Here is a 23430-nt window from a genome sequence, read left to right as displayed (position 1 = left end):
CTATAACGGAGTCGTGGACGGCGACCTGTTCAAGGCGATCGGCGACGCGACGCGACGCACCATCCTGGACGAGCTGACCGAAAAGGACGGTCAGACGCTGTTCGAGATCTGCGGCAGGCTGACCATGAAACATGGCCTTGCCTCGTCACGGCAGGCCATCTCGCAGCATCTCGCGATGCTCGAACAGGCGGGCCTGGTGCACACCCGGCGGCAGGGCCGCTACAAGTTCCACCACATCGACACGAGCCCGCTGCGGTCGATCGTCGAGCGGTGGCCCATCGACCGAGAGGAACCAAACCCGTGATCCGGATCAACATCACCAGCGTCTTCGTCGACGACCAGGCCAAGGCGCTGGATTTCTACACCGAGAAACTGGGCTTCATCAAGAAACACGACGTGCCCACCGGCGGCGCCCGCTGGCTCACCGTGGTCTCCCCCGCCAATCCCGACGGTGTCGAACTGCTGCTGGAACCGGACGGCCACCCCGCGGCGAAGCCGTTCAAGCAGGCGCTGACCGACGACGGCATCCCGTTCACCCAGTTCGCCGTCGACGACGTGTACGCCGAGGTCGACCGGCTCAAGGGCCTGGGCGTCGAGTTCACACAGGACGCCGTCGACATGGGGCCTGTGGTCACCGCCGTATTCGACGACACCTGCGGCAACCTGATCCAGCTCGCCACGATGAAGTAGCAGCGGAAAGCGGGGCCTGGTCCACAGTGGACCAAGCCCGCCCAGTTCACAGAGAGAGGGGATCTTCCCTACTGCTGCACCCATTCCACGAGTTCCACGGGCACGCCGTTCGGGTCGGTGACCATGAGGAGGCGCTCACCCCACGGCTCTTCCCGCAGCGGCAACGTGATCTCGACACCTTCGTCACGCAGGCGCTTCTCCTCGGCTTCGAGGTCCTCGACGGTGAAGGCCACGATCACCCCGGACGCACGCTGCTGCCGAAGGTTCTCCGGCAGGACCTCGATCCCCGCCTGAAGCAGGACGATGGTCATCTTCGCGGTTTCGTGCCCGAGGGAGACGAAGCCCTCCGCGGCCATCTGCTCGGTGAAGCCGAAGTGCTCGGTGAAGAAGCGGCTGGAAGCGGCGACGTCGTCGACGGTCAGCGAGACGGTGGAGGCAAGGACGTTCATGGGCTATCCCCTTCGGGTCGGCGGTGGGTTTTCGGAGAAACGGGCCGGTCAGTACGACCGGCGGCGCGGGACGCCGGTCGAGCGGCGCACCGGCATCGAGCGGCCTGGGAACGGCTGCTGGTGGCGGCGGTCGTTCCGGCGGACCTGGGCGCGGTTGGTGCCTTCGTTGCCTTGGGGGATTCGAGCGGTCAAGGAGCCTCTTCTCTCACTGTTCGGTAGTACGGACGTAAGTTTACATCAGAGGCAAGCTAAGTCAAGGATATTTTTACATCGGTGGTAAACTTCGCTCATGACCAGCACCGATGTGGGCCTACGGGAGCTCAAGAAGCAGGAGACACGGCAGCTGATCTCCGACCAGGCGACGCTGCTCTTCATCGAGAAGGGCTTCGAGGAGACGACGATCGCCGAGATCGCCGCGGCGGCGAGAGTCGCGAAGAAGACCGTCACGAACTACTTCGCGCGCAAGGAGGACCTCGCGCTCGACCAGCACGAGGAGTTCACGAACGGGCTGGCGAACGCCGTCCGGGACCGGAAGCCGGGTGAGTCGGCCATGGCCGCGCTACGGCGCACCTTCCTGGACGCGGTCGCCGAGCATTCGCCCGTGATCGGCTTCACCGGGCCGGTCTTCGCCAAAATGGTCCTGGAGAGCCCGACCCTGACCGCCCGGCTGCGTGAGCTGCACGAACTGCGGGAAGCGGCGCTCGCCGAACTGCTCGCGAACGAGACCGGCGCCGACGCGGACGACGTCACCCCGGTGATGGCCGCCGCCGAGCTCAACGCGATCGACCGCGTCCTCTTCCGCGAGGTCCTCAGGCGTTCGCACGCCGGCGAGAGCAACGACGAGATCGCCGCCGCGCTGACGAAGGCGACACAACGGGCTTTCGAGTTGCTGGAGCCAGCCTTCGGTGACTACGCGATCCGCGAATAGCCCTGGGTTTTGTCGGGGGTTCCCGCTAGGTTCCGCCTCATGTCTGAGGGGACCTTGCTGGACGTCGTCTACTGCGAAGGCTGGGATCCGGTCGCCCGCGCGGTGACCGGGAGGCTCTCGTCCGGCACCGCGCGCATGCGCGACGTCGCCGGAGAGCAGTACGCCGTCGCCTTGGTGCGTCCCGGCGCCGAGGTGCCGCCGGTGCTGCTCGAAATCGCGTGGAAGCACTCCTTCGCCCGCACGGTGCTGCTCGACGAGCTGGGCAGGCGCAGGGGTTTCTTCGAGTACCGGGTGCTTGAGGACGGCTCGCTGTTCCTCATGAAGGTCGAGCAGTGGACGTACCGGTTCGACGACCAGGAGGAGTTCGACAAGAAGAGCGCCGGCCATCTGGAGATGTCCTTCGGTCCGGATGGCAAGGGCTGGATGCATCAGGCGCCCCAGGGTTACGGCGGCGGCTCCAGCAGCGGCCAGGTGAGCAAGCCGGTGTCGGAGCTGGCCGTGCCGAAGCCCGCCTTCGGCGATTGGGAGGCTCTCGCGAATTCGGGGCCGGTGGCCCTGCGGACGCCGGACACGCCCGACGACGATCCGCTGCCCGTCGACGAACGCCCGTGGCGGCCGTCCGTTCCGCTGCGCCCGTCCGGCATGGACGAGATGTTCACCGCGGGAACGCGCTTCTCGCTGAGCGGCGACCACGGTCTCGTCGAGGTCGAACTCCGGGACGCCGGCAAGCTCCGCATGCCCAGCGGCAGACTGGTCGCGGCGGATCCGGCGTTCCTGGACGCGGACGCGGAACACTTCACGGTCACCGTGCCTCCCGGTGAGTACCGGGTCGAAGTCTCCGTGATCCGGTTCGTCGACGAACCCGCCCACGAGCGGGTCGCGGCCGCCAAACTCGTCGTCGCCGACGCTCCCGTCGCAACCTGGGAAACCGCGTTGTGGCCAGGGCAGAACGCGCTTTTCCTCGGGGACGGGGAGTTCTACGGCTACGGCGTGGACAGCGGCACGGGCTGCTTCGCCGACGCGGCCGCCCTCCCGGAGGAGATGGACGACGACCTTCTCGAGAAGTTCGAGGAGGTGGATCCGTATGTCGACGTCACCCTGGACGGCACCGACGGCAACATCATCGCGTTCACCACCGGCTGGGGTGACGGCAGCTACCCGACGTGGATCGGCCGGGCGGCCGACGGCACGACGGTCTGTTTCGTCACCGACATGCTGGTCCTCAACCGCGCCCGGATGATGGCGTCATGACCTTCACAGCCGAGGAGATCACGTACCTGCGTTCACAGCCTTTGGCCCGCTTCGCGACCCTCTCGGAGGACGGCGAGCAGCCTGACGTCGTCCCGCTGGCGTTCGAGTTCGACGGCACGCATTTCTGGGTCGGCGGAGTGGGCGCTTCGGTTCTCGCGACCCGGAAGTTCCGCAACATCCGGGCCGGACGGCGCAAAGTCGCCCTGGTCGTCGACGACCAGGTCTCGTTCGATCCGTTCATCGCCCGCGGGATCCGCGTCTACGGCGAGGCCGACGATCCGATCGAACGGGTGGGAATGGTCGGCCCCGGCAGCTATACGCGCGTGACGCCGAAGGTTTCGTGGAGCTGGAACATGGCGGGCGAACCCGCCGGTGAGACGTGGTACCCGTCGAGGCGTTCGGTTCACGGCGAGGCGTGACGCGCCGTTCTTGTCGGTGGGCGGCGGTACGGTCGGGTCCATGCGGGAGCTGATCGTCACCGAGAACTGCACGATCGACGGCGTGATCGAACTGGCGGGCGACTGGTTCAGTCCTGGCGACACCGATCCGGACGTGGACCGGTCGGACGTCCTGGCCGTGCTCGAAGAACAACGTGAGAACGCCGACGCGTTCCTCCTCGGACGCGTCACCTTCGAAGACATGCGCGGATACTGGCCGAAGCAAACCGACGACACGACGGGGATTTCGGCCTACCTCGACTCAGTGGACAAGTACGTGGTCTCGCGGACGCTGACCGAGCCGGAGTGGCAGCACACGACGGTACTTTCCGGTGGGCTGCGTTCCGAGATCGAGAAGCTGAAGGCCGCCGAAGGCAAGGACATCGTGACGACCGGCAGCATCTCGCTGGTGCGGGCCCTCATCGCCGAGGGACTCGTCGACGAGTACCGGCTGTTCGTCCATCCCGTCGTGGCCGGTGAAGGGCGCCGGCTGTTCGAGGGTGCCACCGGCGTCCCGAAGCTGCGGCTGGCGGAGGAGCGGACGTTCGCGTCGGGCATCGTGCTGCTGCGTTATCGGGCCGCTGACGCCACCGAAACGGGATGAAGAGGAGCGGTCGCGGGCGTAGCGTCGGCGACCGTGAGCAGTGAGACGGACACAGGAGACGACCCGGCGGACGGCTGGTTCCCCGAGAGTGTGGCCGCGGGCTATGACAAGCCTGGCGGCGCGAACGCGCCCGAAGTGGTGACGCCCGCGGTGGACGTGCTCGAAGACTTGGCCGACGGTCCGGTGCTCGAGTTCGCCGTCGGGACGGGACGGATCGCGATCCCGCTGTCGGCGCGTGGCGTAGCGGTGAGCGGTATCGAACTGAGCCGGGCGATGGCGGAGCGGGTCGCGGGCAAGCCGGGCGGCGACGCGGTCGAGGTCACGGTCGGCGACATGACGAAGACCCGGGTGACGGGCGAATTCTCGCTGGTCTACCTGGTGTACAACACGATCGGCAATGTGACCACGCAGGACGGTCAGGTCGACGTCTTCCGCAACGCGGCCGCGCACCTGCGGCCGGGTGGGCTGTTCCTGGTCGAGGTCGGCCTGCCGGATCTGCGCCGCTTGCCGCCCGGGCAGGACATCGTCCCGTTCGCGATGGAGAGCGGCTACGTCGGGTTCGACCAGTACGACGTCGTCACGCAGGAGTTCACCTCGAACCATGTCACGGTGTCGCCGGAGGGAGAGGGACGGTTCCGCCGCATCCCCTTCCGGTACGCGTGGCCGGCCGAGATGGACCTCATGGCGCGCATCGCCGGGATGCGCCTGAAGTACCGCTGGGCGGGCTGGGACCGTTCGACGTTCACCGCCGAGAGCACCAAACACGTGTCCGTGTGGGAGCGCGTCGGTCCGTGGTGAGAAGCGCGCTCCTCGCGAAACAAGATCGGCCCGGTGACCTGTCGCAGGTCACCGGGCCGATCTTGCTGGTGTGGCGAGTGAGGGATTCGAACCCCCGAAGGCAGTGCCGTCTGATTTACAGAGAGATCCGTACGTGCGCCCTGACCTGCGGTTTCACATCTTCTACCGGTAACTTTGGGGCGTATTTGGCGCAGCCAAGCGGCCCAGCCCCCCGGACCTTCGATACAAGTGACTGAAATTGGCGCCAGCCCTGTAACGCAGCTCACCCTTCAGCAGACTGTGTGATCAAGCGACACACTGACATCGATGAGGGGTCGGCTACCAGGATGAACCTATGGAGAAACCTCGGCTTCCGCGAGAATCTGTACGCCACTCCGCCGCTTAAGGGCACGGCCGAAGGCTCACAACTTCTGGTGGGCCGAGATCGGGAAGTCAGGAAGCTCCTGACCCACCTATCTTCTTTTGACACCCATCCAACCCTGGAGGGAGACAATGGAGTAGGCAAGACCAGCCTTGTGTCAGTTGCCCTATATCGCGCATCGCTTGAGTACGCCGAAAGGCGCACCACCCAGCTCATAATCCCCCTACCTCGACCTTTTCAGCTCGGGGCAAACAACAACTTTGAGCAAGAAGTTGTCTTTTCGCTAACAAAAGCACTTATTGACAATAATGAGCTACTCGAAAAGTCGGGACGGCGAGTCCGAGGCGTAAAGGACCTCGAAAGCTGGATCAGCAACCCGATGATCCGTCAAAAGTCTGGCGGAATCAGCACTCCGGTCGGCGGGTTCACCGCCGGTGTAGGCGCAAGCGCAAATACCACTTCCGGATTCGCAGAAGCAGGCCTCAGGAATCATATTGAGACCGTTCTCCGGGAAATCTTCCCAGATCCGTCAACCGGCGGCTTTGCGGCCGTTATAGACAACCTTGAATTGCTCGATACTTCCCAAGAGGCTAAGCGCCTAATCGAGGAAGCTCGTGACACAGTCCTAAACTTTCCAGGGGTGCGGTGGATTCTATGCGGGGCTCGTGGGATAGTGAGAAGTGCCGCCGGTTCACCCAGGCTGACTGGAGTAATTGCAGATCCGATTCGCGTCGACCCCATCAAAGACTCCGAGGTAGTCGAAGTAATTCGCCGACGAATCGAAGTCTATAGGTTACATCCTGCAGCACAGTCGCCAATCGAACCCGAAGGATTCGACCATCTCTACCGTGTTTCGCACAAAAACTTGCGAAACACGCTCAAGCACGCACAAGATTTTACAATGTGGCTAGAAGAGAACGACGAATTAGAAGTGGCAAGCGAAGCCCGTTTAGAGCTCCTTCACATCTGGATAGCCGAGCAAGCAGACCGCTATGAGCAAGACACGCGAAACGTCACTAAACGAGGATGGACATTTTTCGACGATTTGGTCGCAAGTGGAGGCACATGCTCGCCCAGCGACTTCGCCTCCTTTGGCTTCAATAGCATCCCAGCAATGCGCCCATATGTTAAACAACTCGAAGACGCGAATCTAATGCACAGCACCGTAGATGAGTCGGATTCACGGCGTCGCACAATAGGCCTTACCTCAAACGGGTGGCTTGTCAACTACAAAAGAAGCGGCTACCAAGAACCACCTGCCGGACTTGAATAGCAGAGAACCAACCGGGAAGCCAACAAACCAAAGGAGGCATTATGGTAACCAGTGCCACTTTTTACTGTCCCCATGTCGGCCTGCAAGTCTTTGCCGCCAGTGCAGCCTGTTATCCAAATGGGCCTCACTGACTGGACTGACGACGCGTCATACGCGAAAACGCCTGCGCCTGGCGCCCCTCGGGCGGCACACTGGGGTCGACGGCTGAATCGTCACCATCTATCGACCCAGGCACGTACCGCGTTCCATTGGCATGGATGGCGTCCACGCGCATCTGGATAAGCCGCCTGCGCGCCTCGTCTTCCTGCGGGTTCCAGTACGACTCAGCCGCCGTCGTCTGCGCGGGGTGCTTCCGGTAGAGCATGCTCGGTTCGGCGATGAACTCCCCCTGCGTCACTGCCTCCGCCGCCAACAGCGTGGCAATGGTCTCGGCCCCCGTGAGAGCCATCCAACCGCCCAAGGACCAGATAAGGTCCGTGTGCATCGCGACGTTCGCCGCCAGCACCGAGAGCCTGTTCTCTGACTGCTCTTTATAGAAGCGGCCGGGCTCCACGGGGCCATTGGGAGGGTCATACGGGCCGGGCGTTGTCGACCCATCCTCGTGCAGGTCAAGACCTGCCGAGACACACCAGGCGACGCGGTGCAACGCGTCGATATCCCGCGCCAGCGCACCCGGCAGCAGCACGTCGTCCGCATCGAGGTTGCGAATCACGATCCCCTGCGCCTGCGAGAGTGCCATGTTGCGGGTGACGGCCGCGCGGCCGGCCAAACCGGTGCCGTAGTGAACGCGAAGATCATCGTCGGGAAGCTCTTGTTTCGGCACACCGCTACTGCCGTCTTCCTGAACGCACCACTCCCAGGACCATCCTTCCGGCATTTCCTGAGCCCGTAGAGACTCGTAAGCCTCCTTGAGGTAGTGGTGGCCGCCCTCAAAGACGGCCGTCACTACAGAGATCAAGCGTGGCGTTGCCATTGCTTACTCGTCCCACTTTCGCAGCTCGGTGATGTACGACAGGGAAATTCGGTCCGCCGGAGTCAGGAGTTCCGCCACATCTACGGCACGCCCCGACGTGTCGTAGCTGATCTTCAGAATGGGGATCACGGGCACGTTGAACGGGATGTCATAGAGGGCCACCTCTTCCTCGGTGGGCATGCGCGCGGAAACGCGATCCTCAATCTTCCCTACCTCCACCCCCGCCGTGTAGAGCTGGTGAAGGGTACCGCCGGGCCATGGCTCGTTGGATGAGTCCAGCAGCGGCGGATGGTCCTTGACGAGCGAATACGGCAGGTACGAAACCATCCTGCTGTAACCCTCGCCTTCCCGGTATTGCCGCAGGTAAGTCCTGCGTAGGACGTAGTCACTCGACGCAAGCCCCATGATCTTGGCTACCTCGTCCGGCGGAGGTACCACCTCATAGGTGACCTTGTCGTCATTGACGGTGTCGATGTCGACCTTGGCGTCCCGCTCCGCCGAGCCGTGGCGCCGACGAACGTCCTCGGGTTCTTTGACCAGGTCTTTTTCCACCTGATAGTTAGTATTCGATCGCGTCAGCTTCTGCGGAACCACGCGAACACGAACGGGCTGCCCTCGGCCGCCGGGCGCTAGAAGCCCCTCCCCCTTCAGGGTCTGCACAGCGGCGGAAACGACGTTCTTCCCGACACCGAACCGCTCTCGAAGTTGCTCGGTGTTGGGCAAGGTCTCCCCCGGCGCGAACTTGCCCTCGTGGATGTCCGCCCGGAGCTGCTCAGCTACCGCTTTCGCGTCCATTCGTTCCATGCCCTCATCCTCGCACACCATCCCAGGTTTCGAAACTCTATCCCGGGATGGACTTGACAACGTCGGGATGCAGACGGCAAGGTTCTCGGTACGCCATCCCGGGATGGAGTGAATATCCCAGGATGAACCTGGAACCGAACGAAGGGGACCCGATGAGGTCGGCACACATCTCCCGCCGTCAGGCCGAAGCGTCGTTTGACGGGCTGGAGTTCGATGTTTCTGCTGTTCAGGCTGCCGCGCCCATGGCGTGGGACTTTCTGGAGTACACCGACGAGGAGCGCGAAGTTGACGCGCTGATCGCGTCGGTTGACGCGGAGCTGGCGGCCGCGACGGTTGCGGCGGATGTGCGGGTGACGCACTCGTTTACCGACGTCCGCCGGGCGACCCGCTCGGAGCGCCGTAGCGGCCGGACGGTGCTGCGGGCGTTGCCGTCGCTGCTGGACACCACCGCTGCCACGTCGTCTGAAGGCGAGGCCGCGTGATGCACACCTTCGATCAGGCGTTGCCGCAGGTCCAGCGGGCTCACGAGCACGTGCGGGACGACCTGCGTAAGGCAGACACGAAGGCGCAGACGCTGCTGTCCGTGGTCGCTGCCGTGCTGGCCGGTGTAGTCGCGCTGACCACACGATCGGTATCCCCGGTGGCCATGGTCGCGCTCTGGGCGGCCGCCGCGCCGGTGTTCGGGGCGGTGCTGGTGCTGCTGTCGGCCCTGCGTCCCCGGCTTTCCCAGTTCCCAACTCCGGGGACCTGGTTGGACGCGGTCTATCACGGCCCGGCCGCGCTGCTGGAGGCGGCGAGCTCGGCGGCCGCACAGACCATCGCGGCGGACGTGGTCCTCATCGGCGGGGTCGCGGTGCGGAAATACCAGCGGATTTCCCGCGCTGTCGGGCTGCTGTTCGTCGGGGTCTGCGTCCTCGCCGTCGCCCTGGTCCTGGCGGTGCTGACATGACCGTCCGGCAGATCTTCTCCGCCGTATCCGCTGTTTCTGACCCCGACCTGCGCGGCTCGAACCGCCAAGCACGCTCCGCGCAGACCGGGACTCCCCACCACCACGCAGGTAGCTACACGGGAAGGCCCCTCATGGTACGGAGCAGGAAGCAGAACGTCGTGCACATCGCCGACGGCGACGCCACCCTTGTGGCGTTGGCCCGAGGGACCCGGGACGGGCTCCCTGTGTTCGGGTGGGGCGAAGCCCCGGCCGGACTGCTCACCACCACCCAACTCCGAGCGGCCGGGCTGTCGCCCGCTGGGCTGGACCCGCTGGCCCTGCTGGTGTTCCGCCACCGCAAGCCCTACGCCCGTCTGACCGTGGCGGAGCTGTATTCCGCGGTTGCGGCTGCCGCCCGCCCTGGGCCGACCGAGGCTCAGCGCGTGGCCCGTCTGCGGAACCTCGAATACGCCCAGCGAGCGCTGCGCACCTGCGTGGACTGCGCGCAGGAGAAGGACTACCGCGTGCCGACCAGCACTCGTCAGTGCTGGTCGTGCCTGGAAATCGAGATGGCCAACGCCGTGGAGGTGGCCGCATGAACACCCAAACCCTGATGATCCTGGGCGGCCTGGCGCTGGTGGGTGTGTTCAGCGTGTGGCGTGCCGGGCGCAAGTCCGCCACCAAGGCACAGAAGGGCGTGCGGGAGGTGACCCGCATGACCGGCAACACGATCCGCCTCATCCTGGCCACCGCCGTCATCGCGTTCGTCCAGTGGCTGGTGGTCGTGAAGATCGGCAACACCACCGCCACCTGGATCGCGCTCATCGTCCCGGCCCTGTTCGCCGCCGCCACCATCGTGCGGCTCATGGCCATCACCGAGGTCGTCACCACCACGCGGGAAGGTCGTCACTGATGGCACGCAAGAAGACCGAGGGCGAACAGATCGGCGACCGCGTGGTCCACACCCTGCTGTCGGGCATGAAGGCCAAGGACCGTCAGGCCGTCCTGGGCGAGCTGACCCCGGCCGAGCGGCAGGAAGTCCTGGAGTCCGAGCTGGACGGCCGCATCGCGCAGTGGGACCAGACGCACGAGACGAAGTGGGGGGAGAGCTGATGACCACCACCGACATCGCCACCGCGCAGGACGCGCGGCACCAGCCGCTCACCGAGGCGGACAAGCTCCGGCAGGACGCCGAGTCAGCCGCTCAGGTTCGCCGTCTGGCCAACCACCCCGACGTGATCGCGCTGCGGGTGGAGAAGGTCCGCACACAGATCGACGTCCTGTTGTGGGTCGGGATCTTCCTCGGTCTCGCCTTCACCATGGTCAACGTCCAAGCTTTCGCCGCCTCCGGGTCGGCCCCATGGTCGCTCGGGTGGCTGTCCGCGTGGCTGCTGGACCCGATGGTGTCGCTCGTGCTGGTCGCCGTCCTGCGGGCGGAGCAGATCACCGCCCGCTACCAGGTCGAAACCGGCCGGTGGGCGCACCGGACGAAGTGGTTCGCGTTCCTGGCCACCTACGTCATGAACACCTGGAAGTCCTGGACCCATTTCGACGTCGCGGGGGTCGCGCTGCACTCCGTGCCGCCGGTGTTGGTGTTCCTCGCTGCCGAGACCGCGCCCGTGCTGCGGGACAAGCTCACCGAAGCTGTCATGAAGGCCGCAGGACACGCCTTCACCGGCGAGACGGACACGCAGGAGACGGCCCCGGCCGCCGAGACCACCCCCGCCGAGACCCCGGACGCGGAGGAGCCCGTGCCCACGCCGGCACTCTCCCCGGCCCCGCGCCGTACCACCCGCAAGGCCAAGGCCCCTGCCAAGCAGGGCCGCAAGCTGCGGGGTGACTACCTCGCCGAGGCCCGCGCCGCTTGGGCGCCCGGCATCGAGATCACCCCGGCCTGGGTTCGTGAGGTCTGCCCCGAGGTCTCGCGCGGCACGTCGAAGAACGTCGCCGACGACCTGATCGCCGAAACCCGCACCGTGCCCACCATGCTGCCGGTGCCCGCCCCGACCACCACCGCCCGCACCGACTCGGAGGAGGCCGCCTGATGTCCACCACCGCCGACCACACCCCCGCATCCGCGAACGGCCCCGAACCCGAGAGGGACGCCACGGTGAACACGCCCAACCCGACCCCGGATACCACCTCTGACGAACGCCCGGACGGCCGTGTCGTGAACGGCAACGTGGTGGAGTTCAAGCCGGGCACCGCCCGCACCGCCGAGGAGATCCCGACCCCGCGCGACACCGCCGCTGTGGTCCGCTCGGACGTCCTCGACGCGGAGATCGTGGACGAGTCCGAGCCCACTGCGAAGGTGGACCCGCCGGAGGTCAAAAAGTCCTGGTGGGAGACCGTGTCCGACGCTAAGGCCCGGCCGCTGGTCGCGTCGTGGCTGCTGTCGGCCGAGGAGTTCAAGTCCCGCGCTAAGTTCCTCGTGCAGCTCGCCGGGCACCAGACCGCGTTCCACGCGTTGCGGGTGCCCGTGTACGTCCCGAGCGCGTTGCTCAAGGCGCCGGGCGCGTTGTGCCGGGGCACCGTTCGTGTACACCGCTGGGTGTTCGACGCGGAGTCGAAGCCGGTGCGCATGGACGCCCGTGATCGTGCCGACGTGAACGAGTACATGAGGTTGCGCGAGGCCCGGAACGAGACCGTTCGCCGCCGGTCCGCGCCGGTGATGGTCGGTGTGCTCATCCTCATCGCGATCGTCTATCTCGCGATCACCTACGTCACGCCGTTCTGGAACTGGACCTGCCTCGTAGTCGCGATGACGTTGGTGGGCTGGTTCGGGGCGCCGAAGGACAAGCCCGTGGCCGGGCGTGCGGTGGACAGCGCGAAGGCGCCGAAGCTCACGTCGGCGATGATCGAAGACGCGTTGGGCGCGCTGGGTATCGCGGGGATCAACCAGGCCATCGCGAAGGGCCGGGGTATCGGGTTCCCGTCGCCGATCGTGCGGGACGGGCCGGGGTGGCGCGCGGATATCGACCTGCCGCCGGGCGTCACGGCCGGGGACGTCATCGACCGTCGCGAACGGCTCTCCTCCGGTCTGCGCCGTCAGCTTGGGTGTGTGTGGCCCGAGGGTGACCCGACCATCCACGAAGGCCGTCTCGTGCTCTGGGTGGGCGATAAGGACATGTCCACCACCAAGCAGGCCCCGTGGCCGCTCGCCAAGCCTGGGGCGACGGTGGACCTGTTCAAGCCCCAGCCGTTCGGCACGGACCAGCGCGGCCGGTGGGTGCCCATCACGATGATGTTCGCCTCCGGTGCCATCGGCGCCATCCCCCGCATGGGCAAAACCGTGTCCCTGCGCGAAATCCTGCTCATCGCCGCACTCGACCCGCGTTCAGTGCTCTACGCCTACGACCTCAAGGGCACCGGTGACCTGTCCGCGTTGTCGCAGGTCTGCCACGGCTACGGCGTCGGCGACGACCCCGAAGACGTCGAGCGCATGGTGGTGGAGATGCGGGAACTCCGCGAAGAACTCCGCCGCCGCGCCAAGGTGATCCGGAACCTGCCCGAGAACGTGTGTCCGGACAACAAGGTCACCCCGGCTCTGGCGTCGCGGAAGGACCTGGGACTGGCGCCCATCATCATCGGCGTCGACGAGTGCCAGGTGTGGTTCGAGCACCCCGAGCACGGCGACGAACTCAAGGAAATCGCGACTGACCTGGTCAAGCGTGGTCCCGCGCTGGGTATTGGGCTGTTCCTGGCCACGCAGCGGCCGGACGCGAAGGCCATCCCGACCGACATTTCGGCGAACCTGTCCATCCGGTACTGCCTAAAAGTCATGGGACAGACCGAAAACGACATGGTCCTCGGAACCTCGCAGTACAAGAACGGCATCCGGGCGACCACCTTTGCCTGGTCCGACAAGGGAATCGGCTACCTCCGAGGAGAAGGCAGCGACGCGCAGATCACCCGCTCCGTCTACCAGGACGGGCCGACGGCCAAGCGCATCGCCGCCGGTGCCCGCAAGCAGCGCGAAGCCCTGGGCAATATCACCGGCTACGCCGCCGGGGAAGAAGTCGACCTCGACACCGCGCGCCTGGACACCCTCGCCGACGTCCTGGGCGTGTTCGAGAAGGGCGAGGAAAAGCTCTGGTCCGATGTGATCGTGTCCCGGCTCGCCGAACTCCGGCCGTCGACCTACGGGAAGTGGAACCCGGCCGCCCTCGCGACCGCGCTGAAGCCGGACGGGGTGAAGCCCGGACAGGTGTGGGCCACCGACCCCGAAACCGGGAAGGGCAGCAACCGCAACGGCTACACCCGCGACGCCCTCACCAAGGCCCGCGATAACCGAAAGTAGTCGCCGAATCAGGCTAGGGGCGCTTCGCGCTCTAGACCGGAGCGCCCCTAGACCTAGACCCCCACTCTAGAACCCTCTGGCTTTCTGACCAGGACTCTAGAGACCTAGACCACCCCCGCGCCGACCAGCGGAAACCCGCGAAAACCCCGGCTAGCCGCCATCGTCACCGGCCCTAGCCCTGGTCGCGCACTGCCCAAAACAGGCACACACAGTCACCGAGGATTGGACTCCGTTTTGACCACGCACACCACCAGCCGCGCCCTCATCGCCGCCGTCCCGCTCGCCCTCGTCACGCTGTTCGTCACCGGCTGCGAGGTCCCGGCCGCCACCGGAACCCCCGGCACCCTCGACGCCACCACCGCCACCCGGCAACTCGCCAAGCTCGCTGTGAAGCCCGCCGACACCGGCGCCCACTACAGCCGTGACGACTGGCCCCACTGGGACTCCGTTGGCAAGGGTTGCAACCGCCGTGAGGACACCCTCAAGAGTCAGGGCCGCAACGTCACCACCGGCAAGGGCTGCAAAGTCCTGAGTGGAGAGTGGACCAGCCGCTATGACGGGGTGAAGGTCACCGGCCCCGAAACGGTCGATATCGACCACATGGTGCCGCTCGCCGAGGCCGCTCGCTCGCACACCCGCGACTGGACCGAGGCACAGCGGACCCGCTACGCCAACGACCCCAACGTTTTGGTCGCGGTGTCGGCGAAGTCCAACCGCTCCAAGGGCGACCAGGACCCCGCGAAGTGGCTGCCCGCCAAGGACCCGTGCGGCTACGTCGCGCACTGGGTGCGGGTGAAGACCACCTACCGCATGAGCGTCGACCAGGCCGAGCACGACGCCATCGCCGCCGTCCTCAAGCGCTGCTGACCGACCCCTGATCTAACCGTCCCTGACTGTCCTCTGTGGAAGGTACTTCGATGGACACGGCACACCCGCTCACCGATCCCGAACGCCAGTTCCTCGGCTGCCTCATGTGGCTGTCCGCCGACCAGGCCCGCCGCCTGCTCACCGGCATGCGCGCCGACGACCTGGCCGACCCCATGGCGACGTTTGTGCTTCAACTGGCCATCGAACTCGTCGCCGACGACCACCCACCGGCACCGGTCGCGCTATTCGCCCACGCCGTCCGCACCGGCCGCGCCACCGGCGAACACCGTCAGCACCGGCTCGGCGGATGGCTGCGCGAGACCTACAGCGACGTCACACCCGCGCTCGCCGGATGGCTCAAAACCGTGGTCCTGGAAAACGCGTGGCGACGCGCTCTCACCGCCCACGCACAGCGCCTCATCCAAGCCGCGGAATCCAGCCCCGCCGAGATCGTGCGGGACCTCGCCGACGACACCACCGCCGAGGAGCTGTGGACCCGCTACCGGGACACCCTCGACGAAAGTGCCGGCATTCCCCGTCTCGACTCCCGCCGAGGAAAGGCCGCCTGATGACCTCCGTGGACACGACCGTTTCCGCGATCGACACCGTGATCGGAGACGCCAGTACCGGGACGTGCTGCCAGTGTGGCCGCCCGCTGGATGGGTCCCCGTCTGACGACTTCTGCACCGAGAACTGTCAGGCCGTGTGGCGGGCCGAGCACGCCACGGTGCTGCCTGGTCACGAAGTGCTGGACAAGGTCACCGCGTTCGTGTCCCGGTTCAACATCTTCCCGTCCGAGCACTGCGCTCCCATGCTCGCGCTTTGGTACGCCCACACCCACGCCGCTGACCACTTCTACGTCACCCCGCGCCTGATCCTGTCCAGTGTGGAGCCCGGCTCCGGCAAGACCCGCGCCCTGGAGGTCGCTCAGTTCCTCGTGCGGGCGCCGGAGATGACCATCTCCGCCACCACCGCCGCGCTGTTCCGCATGGTCAACGACGGCCCCATAACCATCCTGTTCGACGAAGTGGACACCATCTTCAACCCCAAGAACGGAGGCAACAACGAAGACCTGCGCGGTCTGCTCAACGCCGGATACAAGCGCACCGCCACCATCGCCCGCTGTGTCGGCGACGCCCGCGCCATGAAGGTCCAGCGGTTCCCCGTCTACGCCCCGGCAGCACTGGCCGGAATCGCGGGGAACATGCCCGACACGATCACTACACGCGCCATCACCGTCCACATGCAACGACGCCGCGAAGACGAAGAGGTCGAAGAGTTCTGGGAAGAGGAGGTCGAAGCCGAGGCCGCCCCGTTGCGTGAGCAACTGGCCGCCTGGATCGGCACCGTCACCGACAAGATCAGCCGGGGACGCCCCGAGATGCCCCACGGGGTCCGGGACCGTTCCGCCGAGATCTGGCGGCCGCTCATCGCGATCGCCGACGCGGCAGGGGGCGACTGGCCACAGACCGCCCGCGACGCGTGCGCGCACTTCGTCCAGGTCGCCAACACCGACCGCAGCGGCGGAGGACTCCGTATCCGCCTGCTGTCAGACCTGCGCGACCTGTTCACCACGCGAGGTGTCACCGAGCTACCCACCGCCGACATCCTCTCCGCACTGTGCGAACTGGACGAAGCACCGTGGGGCGACATGGACGGCCACGGAAAACCGCTCGACTCACGCCGTCTCGCCAAAGAACTCAAGCCCTACGGCATCACCTCGAAGAACGTCCGCCTGCCCAACGGGTCCGTCCCGAAGGGCTACGCCATCGACGGCGGGCTGACCGATGCGTGGAGCCGCTACCTGCCCGCAAGCGCTACATCCGCTACAAGCGCTACACCGCAGGTCACGCGCGTAGCGGACGCCGAACATGTAGCGGACGCATCCGCTACAGCCGCTACCCCCGCCGGACGCCTGTAGCGGATAGAAGCGCTACAGCGCACGTATCCGCTACGGCCCTGACCAGGCATGTAGCGCCTGTAGCGGATGTAGCGCACCAGACCAGCCCGCCCCAACGACGCCAACCGCTACACCGCCGAGGAGACCCGCCATGCCCATCGCGCAGACCACCAGCACGCACCGCCGCGCGAGGAGAACCCGCCACCATGGCCACCACGAACTGGCTCACAGTCGCCGAGTTTTGCGCCGAGATGAAGATCTCGCGCCGAACCTTCCAGCAATGGCGCGCCACCGGGCGCGGACCTAGCTGCCTGAAACTGCCGAACGGTGATCTCCGTATCCGCCGTTCCGAGTACGAACGCTTTCTGGACATGTGCGAGGAGGCTGCTGCCTGATGGCGACCACACATGACGTCCGAATCTGGAAACTCGAAAAGTACGAGGGAAAGCAAAAGACGACCTACCGAGTTCGTTGGGTCGTCGACGGCGACCGATTCGGCGAGAGCTTCGAAACCCTTGCACTTGCGGACAGTTTTCGCTCCAAGCTGCTCACGGCCGCCCGTGAAGGTGAGGCGTTCGACACCGAGAGTGGACTACCGGTCTCAATGCTCCGCGCGACTGAGGTCAAGTCGTGGTTCACGTTCGCGTGCGAGTACGCGGACATGAAGTGGCCGGAGTCGTCGCCCAAGTACCGCGCGTCTCTCGCAGAGTCCCTGATGACCATCACGGTTCCGATGCTCAAGGGGAAACCACCCTGCGACCCGAAGACCTTGCGCAAGGCGCTCAAGATTGCTTTCAACCTGAACACGCGGAACGCCCCCCAAACCGACGAGTCCGACGGGCTCTCTCGTTCGCCGCGAAGGCGAGCCGCAATGTCGGCGAGTTGGCGAATGCGGACACGCTGCGCACTGTTCTACGCGCCCTGGATCTCAAGTTGGACGGAAAGAAGGCAGCGACCAATACCGTGCGGCTCCGCCGCGTTGCCCTCGGAAACGCCATTGAGTACGCAATGTCGCCCGAACAGAAGCTTCTGACGGCGAATCCGGTTGAGGACGTGAAGATGAAGAAACGAAAGTTCGTTGTCCATGAGGTAGACCCGAAAGCCGTCGTGAATCCGATTCAGGGGCGAATGTTGCTCGAAGCAGTCGGCACGATCGGCAAACAGGGTCCGCCCCTGGTCGCGTTCTACGGGCTGATGTACTACGCCGCACTCCGGCCGGAGGAAGTAGCGAACCTAAACAAGGCTGACCTCTCCCTTCCCAAGGAAGGGTGGGGAGACCTTCTCCTCAGAAGGGCACGCCCGGAGATCGGGCAAGAGTGGACGGATTCCGGCGAGGCATCCGAAGAGGGACCGCTCAAGCACCGGGCCGAAGAGGAGGAGCGGACGGTGCCGTGCGCGCCTCAGCTCACCGCGCTACTGCACGAGCACCTACGCCAGTTCGGTACCGCGCCGGACGGCAGGCTGTTCCGAGGAGCCCGCGACGGCGGCCGGGTCGGCAGCTCGGTCTACGGCCGGGTGTGGGCAACGGCACGCGAACGAGTCTTCACCGCTGAGGTGGCCGCTGGGCCACTGGGGAAGCGTCCCTACGACCTCCGCCACGCTGCGGTGTCCACGTGGCTCAACGGCGGCGTGGAACCCACCCGAGTGGCCAAGTGGGCCGGACACAGCCTCTCCGTGCTGCTGAGGGTCTACGCCAAGTGCCTCGACGGCGGGGAGCAGGCCGCCCGAGACCGCGTGACCAGGGCTCTTGGTGGCGAGTAGGCCCCAGGGAGCTTTGGGGCGTATTTGGGGCGGACAGCCGCCTACAGCCGCGCCGAGCTGCACACAACTGCACACCAACAAGATCGGCCCCCTGACCTGGTTTCCCAGGTCAGGGGGCCGATCTTGTTGGTGTGGCGAGTGAGGGATTCGAACCCCCGAAGGCAGTGCCGTCTGATTTACAGTCAGATCCCTTTGGCCGCTCGGGCAACTCGCCGTGACCGGGTCTCCCCGGCCGAGACGAAAGAATACCCAATGCCGTGGCGGGCCGGTCAACCGGGTTCCGCAGGGCTAGGGTGGAAGCTCCTGACAAGCGAGTACGAGGTGTGAGAACACGTGGCGGATCCCTCTTTCGACGTGGTGAGCAAGGTCGATCGCCAGGAGGTGGACAACGCCCTGAACCAGGCCAGCAAGGAACTCGGTACACGGTTCGACTTCCGGGGTACCGGGACCAAGATCGACTGGTCCGGCGAGGAGGCGATCGCGATCGAGTCCGAGACCGAGGAGCGGGCGCTGGCGGCGGTCGAGGTGTTCAAGGAGAAGCTGATCAAGCGCGGCATCTCCCTGAAGGCCTTCGAGGCGGACGAGCCGGCGCTGTCCGGCAAGATCTACAAGATCGGCGGCAAGATCCTGCAGGGGATCGCGTCGGACAAGGCGAAGCAGATCGCCAAGTTCATCCGCGACGAGGGCCCCAAGGGGGTCCAGGCGCAGATCCAGGGCGACCAGCTGCGGGTGTCCGGCAAGAAGAAGGACCAACTGCAGGACGTGATCGCCTTGCTGAAGGGCAAGGACTTCGAGATCGCGCTGCAGTTCACGAACTACCGCTGAGCCGTCGGCGACGAGGCCACCTTCCGCGGAAGGTGGCCTTCGTCATGTCTACGACGCGGTGACCGTCCAGGTCCCGTCGCCTTCCACCGACACGAAGGCCGGGCCGGACACGGGCACGCTGCCCGTGTAGTCGCCGAGCTGGTTCACGGGGAGTTCCGAGTAGTCACCGCTGTGCACCCACACCGCGGTCCGGCCGCTCTTCTTGGTGGTGATGGCGACCGACGTGACGCCCTCGGGCACGGCGAACACCGCTTCGCTCTTGCCCGACAGGGGCTTGCCCGGTTCCAGGACGGGCAGGCCCCTCTCGTCGGTGATGGTCAGCGTCCAGGCGGCGTTGGCCTTGATGGTGAACGTCTTCGCCTGGCGGCCGGGCATGTCGTTGATCCACTGCGTGCCCTTGTACGGGCCGATGTCGTTGACGATCAGCTCGTTCTCGGTGTTGACCGCGACGTGGCCGGAGCATTTCGGGCAGTCGAAGGTCACGAAGCCGAGGCGCGTCGGCCAGGCCATGGGGACGGACGCGTTCCCCTTGCCCGAGTGCTTCTCCTCGGGCTGCGGACCGGGGCTCGGGGTGGTCGTGGGGGCGGGCGAAGGTGCCAGCCCTTCCGGGGCGGCCGTCTGTGGGACGACACGACCCAGATTCGGCGACGAGCAGGCCACCAGGCCCACGGTCAGCAGCACAGCCGCGCACAAGCGCCTGATCACGTGTTTCCCCCTAGTCGAACCGTCAACGGATCTTCGCCGGCCGATAGCCCAGCGTTACCGGGCCACTCGGCCGAGCGATTCAGGCCACTCGGAAGTGGGTTTCCACCGCAACGCCTTCGCGGGAGTCCCGAAAGGGACAAAAGCCCGTGTTGTAATCCGGCGATCGCGTTCGAGGAAGGTCACGATGAAGCGCCGTTTCAGCTCCGCACTCGCCCTCGCGCTGTCACTCACGGTGATCGCGTCCCTGTTCACCTCCGCGCAGGCCGCCGAGCGCCAGCAGCTCGTTCCCGGCTACGGCTCGTACCCGCGGCTCATCCGGCTCGAGCATTCCGCGATCGGCCGCGGCCGCATCATCGCGTCGCTGACCAGCGAGGACGCGAACGGCAAGTTCACCCCGATCATGGAGAGCACCGACGAGGGCCAGAGCTTCCACAAGATCGGCGAGATCCGCGACCGCGACGGCCGCCGCGGCATGTGCTGCGGAACGCTGTACGAACTGCCGCAACGGGTCGGCAGGCTCCGCGCGGGCACGCTGCTGTGGGCCGCGAGCTACCGGCAGAACGCCGGTCCGGAACGGCGCATCGGCATCAGGATCTGGTCCAGCCGCGACGCCGGCCGCACGTGGGGCTTCCTGTCCGAGGCGGCCCGTTCGCACAATCACGACGGCATCTGGGAGCCGGAGTTCGTCGTCGACGCGGGCGGCACGCTGTGGCTGCACTACGCCGACGAGACCGAGGCGCCGCAGTTCGCGCAGGTGATGAACCGGGTCGCCTCCACCGACGGGGTGAAGTGGGGCACCAAGCAGCGCACGATGGCCATCCCGCCCCATCGGGTGCGGCCGGGGATGCCGATAATCCGCCGCCTCCCCGACGGCCGGTACTACCTGGCCTACGAGATCTGCAACTACCGCGACCGGTTCTGCGACCCGTACTTCAAGATCTCCTCCGACGGCGCCAACTGGGGCGATCCCCTCGACCCCGGCACCCGCGTCACCACCGCGAACGGCAACTACTTCCAGCATGCCCAGACGGTCACGCTGTTCCCCGGCGGCCCGAACGGGGTGCGGCTGGTGATGGTCGGGCAGATCTACACCAACGCCGCCGGGGTCCCCCAGGGCAAGAACGGCAAGGTGCTGCTGGCCAACGACAACTTCGGCACCGGGCACTGGTACGAACTCCCGGCCCCGGTGCACATCACCGGGATCCACGACAACTTCTGCCCCAACTACAGCTCGACGCTGCTGCCCGTCGACGGCGGCAAGAACGTGTTGCAGATCTCCACCGAGAACAACGCCGGCTGCAAGGCGTACTTCGCGAAGGGCCCGGCGTTCTGAGCCACCCGGTAGTGTGAGGCCCCGAGCGATCGGCGACGAAGCGGGGACATCGCATGAAGGGCATCGTGCTGGCGGGGGGCAGTGGGACGCGTCTGCATCCCATCACCCAGGCGATATCGAAACAGCTGCTACCGGTCTACGACAAACCGATGATCTACTACCCGATCTCGGTGCTGATGTTCGCCGGGATCCGCGAGATCCTGATCATCTCGACGCCGGTGGACCTGCCGCATTTCCGGCGGCTGCTCGGCGACGGCAGCCAGTTCGGGCTCAGTTTCAGCTACGCCGAGCAGGCCGCTCCGAACGGGCTGGCCGAGGCGTTCGTCATCGGCGCGGACTTCATCGGCGACGACGACGTCGCGCTCGTGCTCGGCGACAACATCTTCTACGGCCAGGGGTTCTCCAGCAGGTTGCAGACCGCGGCGACCTCGCTCGACGGCTGCGTGCTGTTCGGCTATCCGGTCAAGGACCCGCAGCGGTACGGCGTCGGCGAGATCGACGCCGACGGCAAACTCCTCTCCATCGAGGAGAAACCCGAGAAGCCGAAGTCGAACAAGGCCATCACCGGCCTGTACTTCTACGACAACCAGGTCGTCGAGATCGCCCGTGACCTCAAGCCCTCGCCGCGCGGGGAGCTGGAGATCACGGACGTCAACCTCACCTACCTGCGCCAAGACCGCGCGACCCTGATCGACCTCGGCCGCGGGTTCGCCTGGCTCGACACCGGCACGCACGACTCGTTGCTGGAGGCGGCCCAGTTCGTGCAGGTCCTCGAACACCGGACGGGCGTCCGGATCGCCTGTCTCGAAGAAGTCGCGCTGCGTATGGGCTTCATCGACGCCGAGCAGTGCTACGCGCTCGGCGCGAAGCTGGCGAAGTCCGGCTACGGCGAATATCTGATGAACGTCGCGCGCACTCAGGGTGCTACCGGCTGAACAGGTGCTCGCGCAGGGTGTCGCCGGTGTAGTCCGGCCGGAAGACACCCCGTTCCTGCAGGTACGGAACGACGTCGTCGACGAACGCGTCCAGCCCTCCCGGGGTGAGGTGCGGTACCAGCACGAACCCGTCCGCGGCGTCGCTCTGGACGTACTCGTCGATCGACTCCGCGACCTGGCGGGCGGTGCCGACGAACTGCTGGCGCGCGGTCACCTCGATGACGAGTTCGCGGATCGAGAGCTTCTTCTCCTCCGCGATCGCGCGCCATTTCGCGGCCACGGCGAGAGGATCCTTCTCGTGCCGGACGCGGCCCCAGGTCAGCGGTTCGGCGTCGGGATCCGGGTCGATCTCGGGGAGCGGGCCGTCGGCGTCGTAGGCGGAGAGGTCGCGGCTCCAGACCTGTTCGAGGAACTGGATCGCCGTCGCCGGGCGCACCTGCTGGTAGCGGATCTCGCGGGCGTACTCGTGCGCGTCCTCCTCGGTGTCGCCGAGGACGAAGGTCGCCGCGTGCATGATCAGCAGCTCGCCGGGTTCGCGGCCGTGAGCGGGTAGCCGGCGCTTGACGTCGGCGAAGAACTCCTTGCCGCTTTCCGGTGAACCGTGGCGGCTGAAGATGACGTCGGCGGTCTTGGCGGCGAACTCCCTGCCTTCGTCGGAGTCGCCCGCCTGGATGACGATCGGCTGCCCCTGCGGACTCCTCGGGACGGTGAACGCACCGCGAATGTCGAACTGCGGTCCACTGTGGACGAAGCGCTCGATGCCGCGGGCGAAGACGCCGTTCTCCTTGTCCCCCACCAACGCGTCGGGTGCCCAGCTGTCCCAGAGCTCACGCACGGTGGCGAGGAATTCCTCCGCGCGGCGGTAGCGGTCTTCACGGTTCAGGAAGCCACCGCGGCGGAAGTTCTGCCCCGTCCAGGCGTCCGGTGAGGTGACGACGTTCCACGCGGCGCGGCCACCCGAGAGGTGGTCGATGCTCGCGACCTGCCGCGCGACCTCGTACGGCTCGTTGAAGGTCGACGACAGCGTGCCCGCGAGCCCGAGCCGGGTGGTGACCGCCGACAGCGCGGCCAGCACGGTGGTGGTGTTCGGCCGCCCGACGACGTCGGAATCGAGGATCTTGCCCGCGTGTTCGCGCAGGCGCAGGCCTTCGGCGAGGAAGAGGAAGTCGAACTTGCCCCGCTCAGCCGTGCGCGCGAGATGTTCGAAGGACGAAAAGTCGATTTGGCTACTCGAACGCGGGTCGCTCCACACGGTCGTGTTGTTGACGCCGGGAAAGTGTGCGGCGAGTTTGACCTGCTTGGGCATCT

29 protein-coding genes and 1 tRNA gene are annotated in these 23430 nt (G+C 66.1%); 23 read left to right on the top strand and 7 right to left on the bottom strand.

What is annotated here, in order from left to right; genetic code table 11:
* Positions 1–13 precede the first annotated feature (13 nt).
* Positions 14–304: an ArsR/SmtB family transcription factor gene (locus tag ACOCEP_RS14305; protein WP_005152025.1), complete on the top strand. Its 291-nt coding sequence runs from the start codon at positions 14–16 to the stop codon at positions 302–304.
* The gene (locus tag ACOCEP_RS14300) at positions 301–690 is read left to right on the top strand and encodes a VOC family protein (protein ID WP_482337713.1); all 390 of its coding nucleotides are present in this window, start codon (positions 301–303) and stop codon (positions 688–690) included. Before ACOCEP_RS14305 ends, ACOCEP_RS14300 begins: the two co-directional genes overlap by 4 nt.
* A gap of 68 nt (positions 691–758) precedes the next feature.
* On the opposite strand, the gene ACOCEP_RS14295 is transcribed toward ACOCEP_RS14300, so the two are convergent.
* Both ACOCEP_RS14295 and ACOCEP_RS14290 read right to left on the bottom strand, forming a co-directional pair.
* Positions 759–1139 (bottom strand): VOC family protein, encoded by a 381-nt coding sequence (locus tag ACOCEP_RS14295; RefSeq protein ID WP_482337711.1) that lies wholly within the window; start codon positions 1137–1139, stop codon positions 759–761.
* A 48-nt stretch (positions 1140–1187) separates the two neighbouring features.
* Positions 1188–1331, bottom strand: coding sequence for a hypothetical protein (locus ACOCEP_RS14290; RefSeq protein ID WP_240595860.1), 144 nt, complete (start codon positions 1329–1331; stop codon positions 1188–1190).
* Between the two features lie 97 nt (positions 1332–1428).
* On the opposite strand from ACOCEP_RS14290, the gene ACOCEP_RS14285 reads away from it, so the two are divergent.
* The 6 genes from ACOCEP_RS14285 (at position 1429) to ACOCEP_RS14260 (ending at position 6791) form a co-directional block, all read left to right on the top strand.
* Positions 1429–2067, top strand: coding sequence for a TetR/AcrR family transcriptional regulator (locus tag ACOCEP_RS14285; protein WP_482337709.1), 639 nt, complete (start codon positions 1429–1431; stop codon positions 2065–2067).
* Positions 2068–2106: 39 nt separating this feature from the next.
* Positions 2107–3318, top strand: a complete 1212-nt coding sequence (locus ACOCEP_RS14280; protein ID WP_482337707.1) for a DUF4241 domain-containing protein — start codon at positions 2107–2109, stop codon at positions 3316–3318.
* Complete coding sequence (locus ACOCEP_RS14275) at positions 3315–3737, top strand: PPOX class F420-dependent oxidoreductase (protein ID WP_482337705.1); 423 nt, start codon at positions 3315–3317, stop codon at positions 3735–3737. Before ACOCEP_RS14280 ends, ACOCEP_RS14275 begins: the two co-directional genes overlap by 4 nt.
* A 40-nt stretch (positions 3738–3777) precedes the next feature.
* The gene (locus ACOCEP_RS14270; RefSeq protein ID WP_482337703.1) at positions 3778–4359 is read left to right on the top strand and encodes a dihydrofolate reductase family protein; all 582 of its coding nucleotides are present in this window, start codon (positions 3778–3780) and stop codon (positions 4357–4359) included.
* 33 nt (positions 4360–4392) lie between these two features.
* The gene (locus tag ACOCEP_RS14265; protein ID WP_482337701.1) at positions 4393–5157 is read left to right on the top strand and encodes a class I SAM-dependent DNA methyltransferase; all 765 of its coding nucleotides are present in this window, start codon (positions 4393–4395) and stop codon (positions 5155–5157) included.
* Between the two features lie 281 nt (positions 5158–5438).
* Entirely contained in the window at positions 5439–6791 is a 1353-nt protein-coding gene (locus ACOCEP_RS14260) for a hypothetical protein (protein ID WP_482337700.1), read from the top strand.
* A 124-nt stretch (positions 6792–6915) separates the two neighbouring features.
* On the opposite strand, the gene ACOCEP_RS14255 is transcribed toward ACOCEP_RS14260, so the two are convergent.
* A complete protein-coding gene (locus ACOCEP_RS14255; RefSeq protein ID WP_482337699.1) occupies positions 6916–7764 on the bottom strand; it encodes a glycosyltransferase in 849 nt (282 codons plus the stop codon).
* Positions 7765–7767: 3 nt separating this feature from the next.
* Positions 7768–8568 carry a GntR family transcriptional regulator gene (locus ACOCEP_RS14250; RefSeq protein WP_482337698.1) on the bottom strand — a complete coding sequence of 267 codons (801 nt, stop codon included), beginning with the start codon at positions 8566–8568 and terminating at the stop codon, positions 7768–7770.
* A gap of 122 nt (positions 8569–8690) precedes the next feature.
* On the opposite strand from ACOCEP_RS14250, the gene ACOCEP_RS14245 reads away from it, so the two are divergent.
* The 12 genes from ACOCEP_RS14245 to ACOCEP_RS14190 all read left to right on the top strand — a co-directional run bounded on the left by ACOCEP_RS14245 (position 8691) and on the right by ACOCEP_RS14190 (position 18324).
* Positions 8691–9050, top strand: coding sequence for a hypothetical protein (locus ACOCEP_RS14245; RefSeq protein WP_482337697.1), 360 nt, complete (start codon positions 8691–8693; stop codon positions 9048–9050).
* The gene (locus ACOCEP_RS14240; RefSeq protein WP_482337696.1) at positions 9050–9517 is read left to right on the top strand and encodes a Pycsar system effector family protein; all 468 of its coding nucleotides are present in this window, start codon (positions 9050–9052) and stop codon (positions 9515–9517) included. Before ACOCEP_RS14245 ends, ACOCEP_RS14240 begins: the two co-directional genes overlap by 1 nt.
* A 131-nt stretch (positions 9518–9648) precedes the next feature.
* The gene (locus ACOCEP_RS14235; RefSeq protein WP_482337695.1) at positions 9649–10095 is read left to right on the top strand and encodes an RRQRL motif-containing zinc-binding protein; all 447 of its coding nucleotides are present in this window, start codon (positions 9649–9651) and stop codon (positions 10093–10095) included.
* On the top strand, positions 10092–10409 hold the full coding sequence (locus ACOCEP_RS14230; protein ID WP_482337694.1) for a hypothetical protein: 318 nt from the start codon (positions 10092–10094) through the stop codon (positions 10407–10409). Before ACOCEP_RS14235 ends, ACOCEP_RS14230 begins: the two co-directional genes overlap by 4 nt.
* Entirely contained in the window at positions 10409–10609 is a 201-nt protein-coding gene (locus tag ACOCEP_RS14225; RefSeq protein WP_482337692.1) for a hypothetical protein, read from the top strand. Before ACOCEP_RS14230 ends, ACOCEP_RS14225 begins: the two co-directional genes overlap by 1 nt.
* A complete protein-coding gene (locus ACOCEP_RS14220; protein ID WP_482337690.1) occupies positions 10609–11541 on the top strand; it encodes a hypothetical protein in 933 nt (310 codons plus the stop codon). Before ACOCEP_RS14225 ends, ACOCEP_RS14220 begins: the two co-directional genes overlap by 1 nt.
* Entirely contained in the window at positions 11541–13796 is a 2256-nt protein-coding gene (locus ACOCEP_RS14215) for a cell division protein FtsK (protein ID WP_482337689.1), read from the top strand. Before ACOCEP_RS14220 ends, ACOCEP_RS14215 begins: the two co-directional genes overlap by 1 nt.
* Positions 13797–14030: 234 nt before the next feature.
* The gene (locus ACOCEP_RS14210; RefSeq protein WP_482337688.1) at positions 14031–14663 is read left to right on the top strand and encodes an HNH endonuclease family protein; all 633 of its coding nucleotides are present in this window, start codon (positions 14031–14033) and stop codon (positions 14661–14663) included.
* A gap of 50 nt (positions 14664–14713) precedes the next feature.
* On the top strand, positions 14714–15232 hold the full coding sequence (locus ACOCEP_RS14205) for a hypothetical protein (protein WP_482337686.1): 519 nt from the start codon (positions 14714–14716) through the stop codon (positions 15230–15232).
* Positions 15232–16584, top strand: coding sequence for a DUF3631 domain-containing protein (locus ACOCEP_RS14200; protein ID WP_482337684.1), 1353 nt, complete (start codon positions 15232–15234; stop codon positions 16582–16584). The genes ACOCEP_RS14205 and ACOCEP_RS14200 overlap by 1 nt, the downstream gene beginning before the upstream one ends.
* Before the next feature lie 185 nt (positions 16585–16769).
* A complete protein-coding gene (locus tag ACOCEP_RS14195) occupies positions 16770–16958 on the top strand; it encodes a helix-turn-helix transcriptional regulator (protein ID WP_240595884.1) in 189 nt (62 codons plus the stop codon).
* A gap of 487 nt (positions 16959–17445) precedes the next feature.
* Positions 17446–18324 (top strand): tyrosine-type recombinase/integrase, encoded by an 879-nt coding sequence (locus ACOCEP_RS14190; RefSeq protein WP_482337682.1) that lies wholly within the window; start codon positions 17446–17448, stop codon positions 18322–18324.
* 132 nt (positions 18325–18456) lie between these two features.
* Here the strand turns inward: ACOCEP_RS14190 and ACOCEP_RS14185 are convergent.
* Positions 18457–18538 (bottom strand) — tRNA-Tyr (locus ACOCEP_RS14185).
* Between the two features lie 119 nt (positions 18539–18657).
* Here ACOCEP_RS14185 and ACOCEP_RS14180 point away from each other — a divergent pair.
* A complete protein-coding gene (locus ACOCEP_RS14180) occupies positions 18658–19149 on the top strand; it encodes a YajQ family cyclic di-GMP-binding protein (protein ID WP_007030975.1) in 492 nt (163 codons plus the stop codon).
* A 48-nt stretch (positions 19150–19197) separates the two neighbouring features.
* Here the strand turns inward: ACOCEP_RS14180 and ACOCEP_RS14175 are convergent, their stop codons facing one another.
* The gene (locus ACOCEP_RS14175) at positions 19198–19854 is read right to left on the bottom strand and encodes a hypothetical protein (protein ID WP_482337681.1); all 657 of its coding nucleotides are present in this window, start codon (positions 19852–19854) and stop codon (positions 19198–19200) included.
* Between the two features lie 184 nt (positions 19855–20038).
* On the opposite strand from ACOCEP_RS14175, the gene ACOCEP_RS14170 reads away from it, so the two are divergent.
* Together ACOCEP_RS14170 and rfbA are read left to right on the top strand one after the other, a co-directional pair.
* Positions 20039–21187, top strand: coding sequence for a sialidase family protein (locus ACOCEP_RS14170; RefSeq protein WP_482337679.1), 1149 nt, complete (start codon positions 20039–20041; stop codon positions 21185–21187).
* 53 nt (positions 21188–21240) lie between these two features.
* Entirely contained in the window at positions 21241–22122 is an 882-nt protein-coding gene (gene rfbA / locus ACOCEP_RS14165; protein WP_482337677.1) for a glucose-1-phosphate thymidylyltransferase RfbA, read from the top strand.
* Here the strand turns inward: rfbA and ACOCEP_RS14160 are convergent.
* Positions 22112–23428 carry an NtaA/DmoA family FMN-dependent monooxygenase gene (locus ACOCEP_RS14160; RefSeq protein WP_482337676.1) on the bottom strand — a complete coding sequence of 439 codons (1317 nt, stop codon included), beginning with the start codon at positions 23426–23428 and terminating at the stop codon, positions 22112–22114. The genes rfbA and ACOCEP_RS14160 overlap by 11 nt on opposite strands.
* Positions 23429–23430: the final 2 nt, after the last annotated feature.

The sequence above is a fragment of the Amycolatopsis sp. CA-211722 genome, assembly GCF_056828465.1.
The sequence above is the reverse complement of the archived record's forward strand: the minus strand, read 5'-3'. Positions and strand labels throughout refer to the sequence as shown.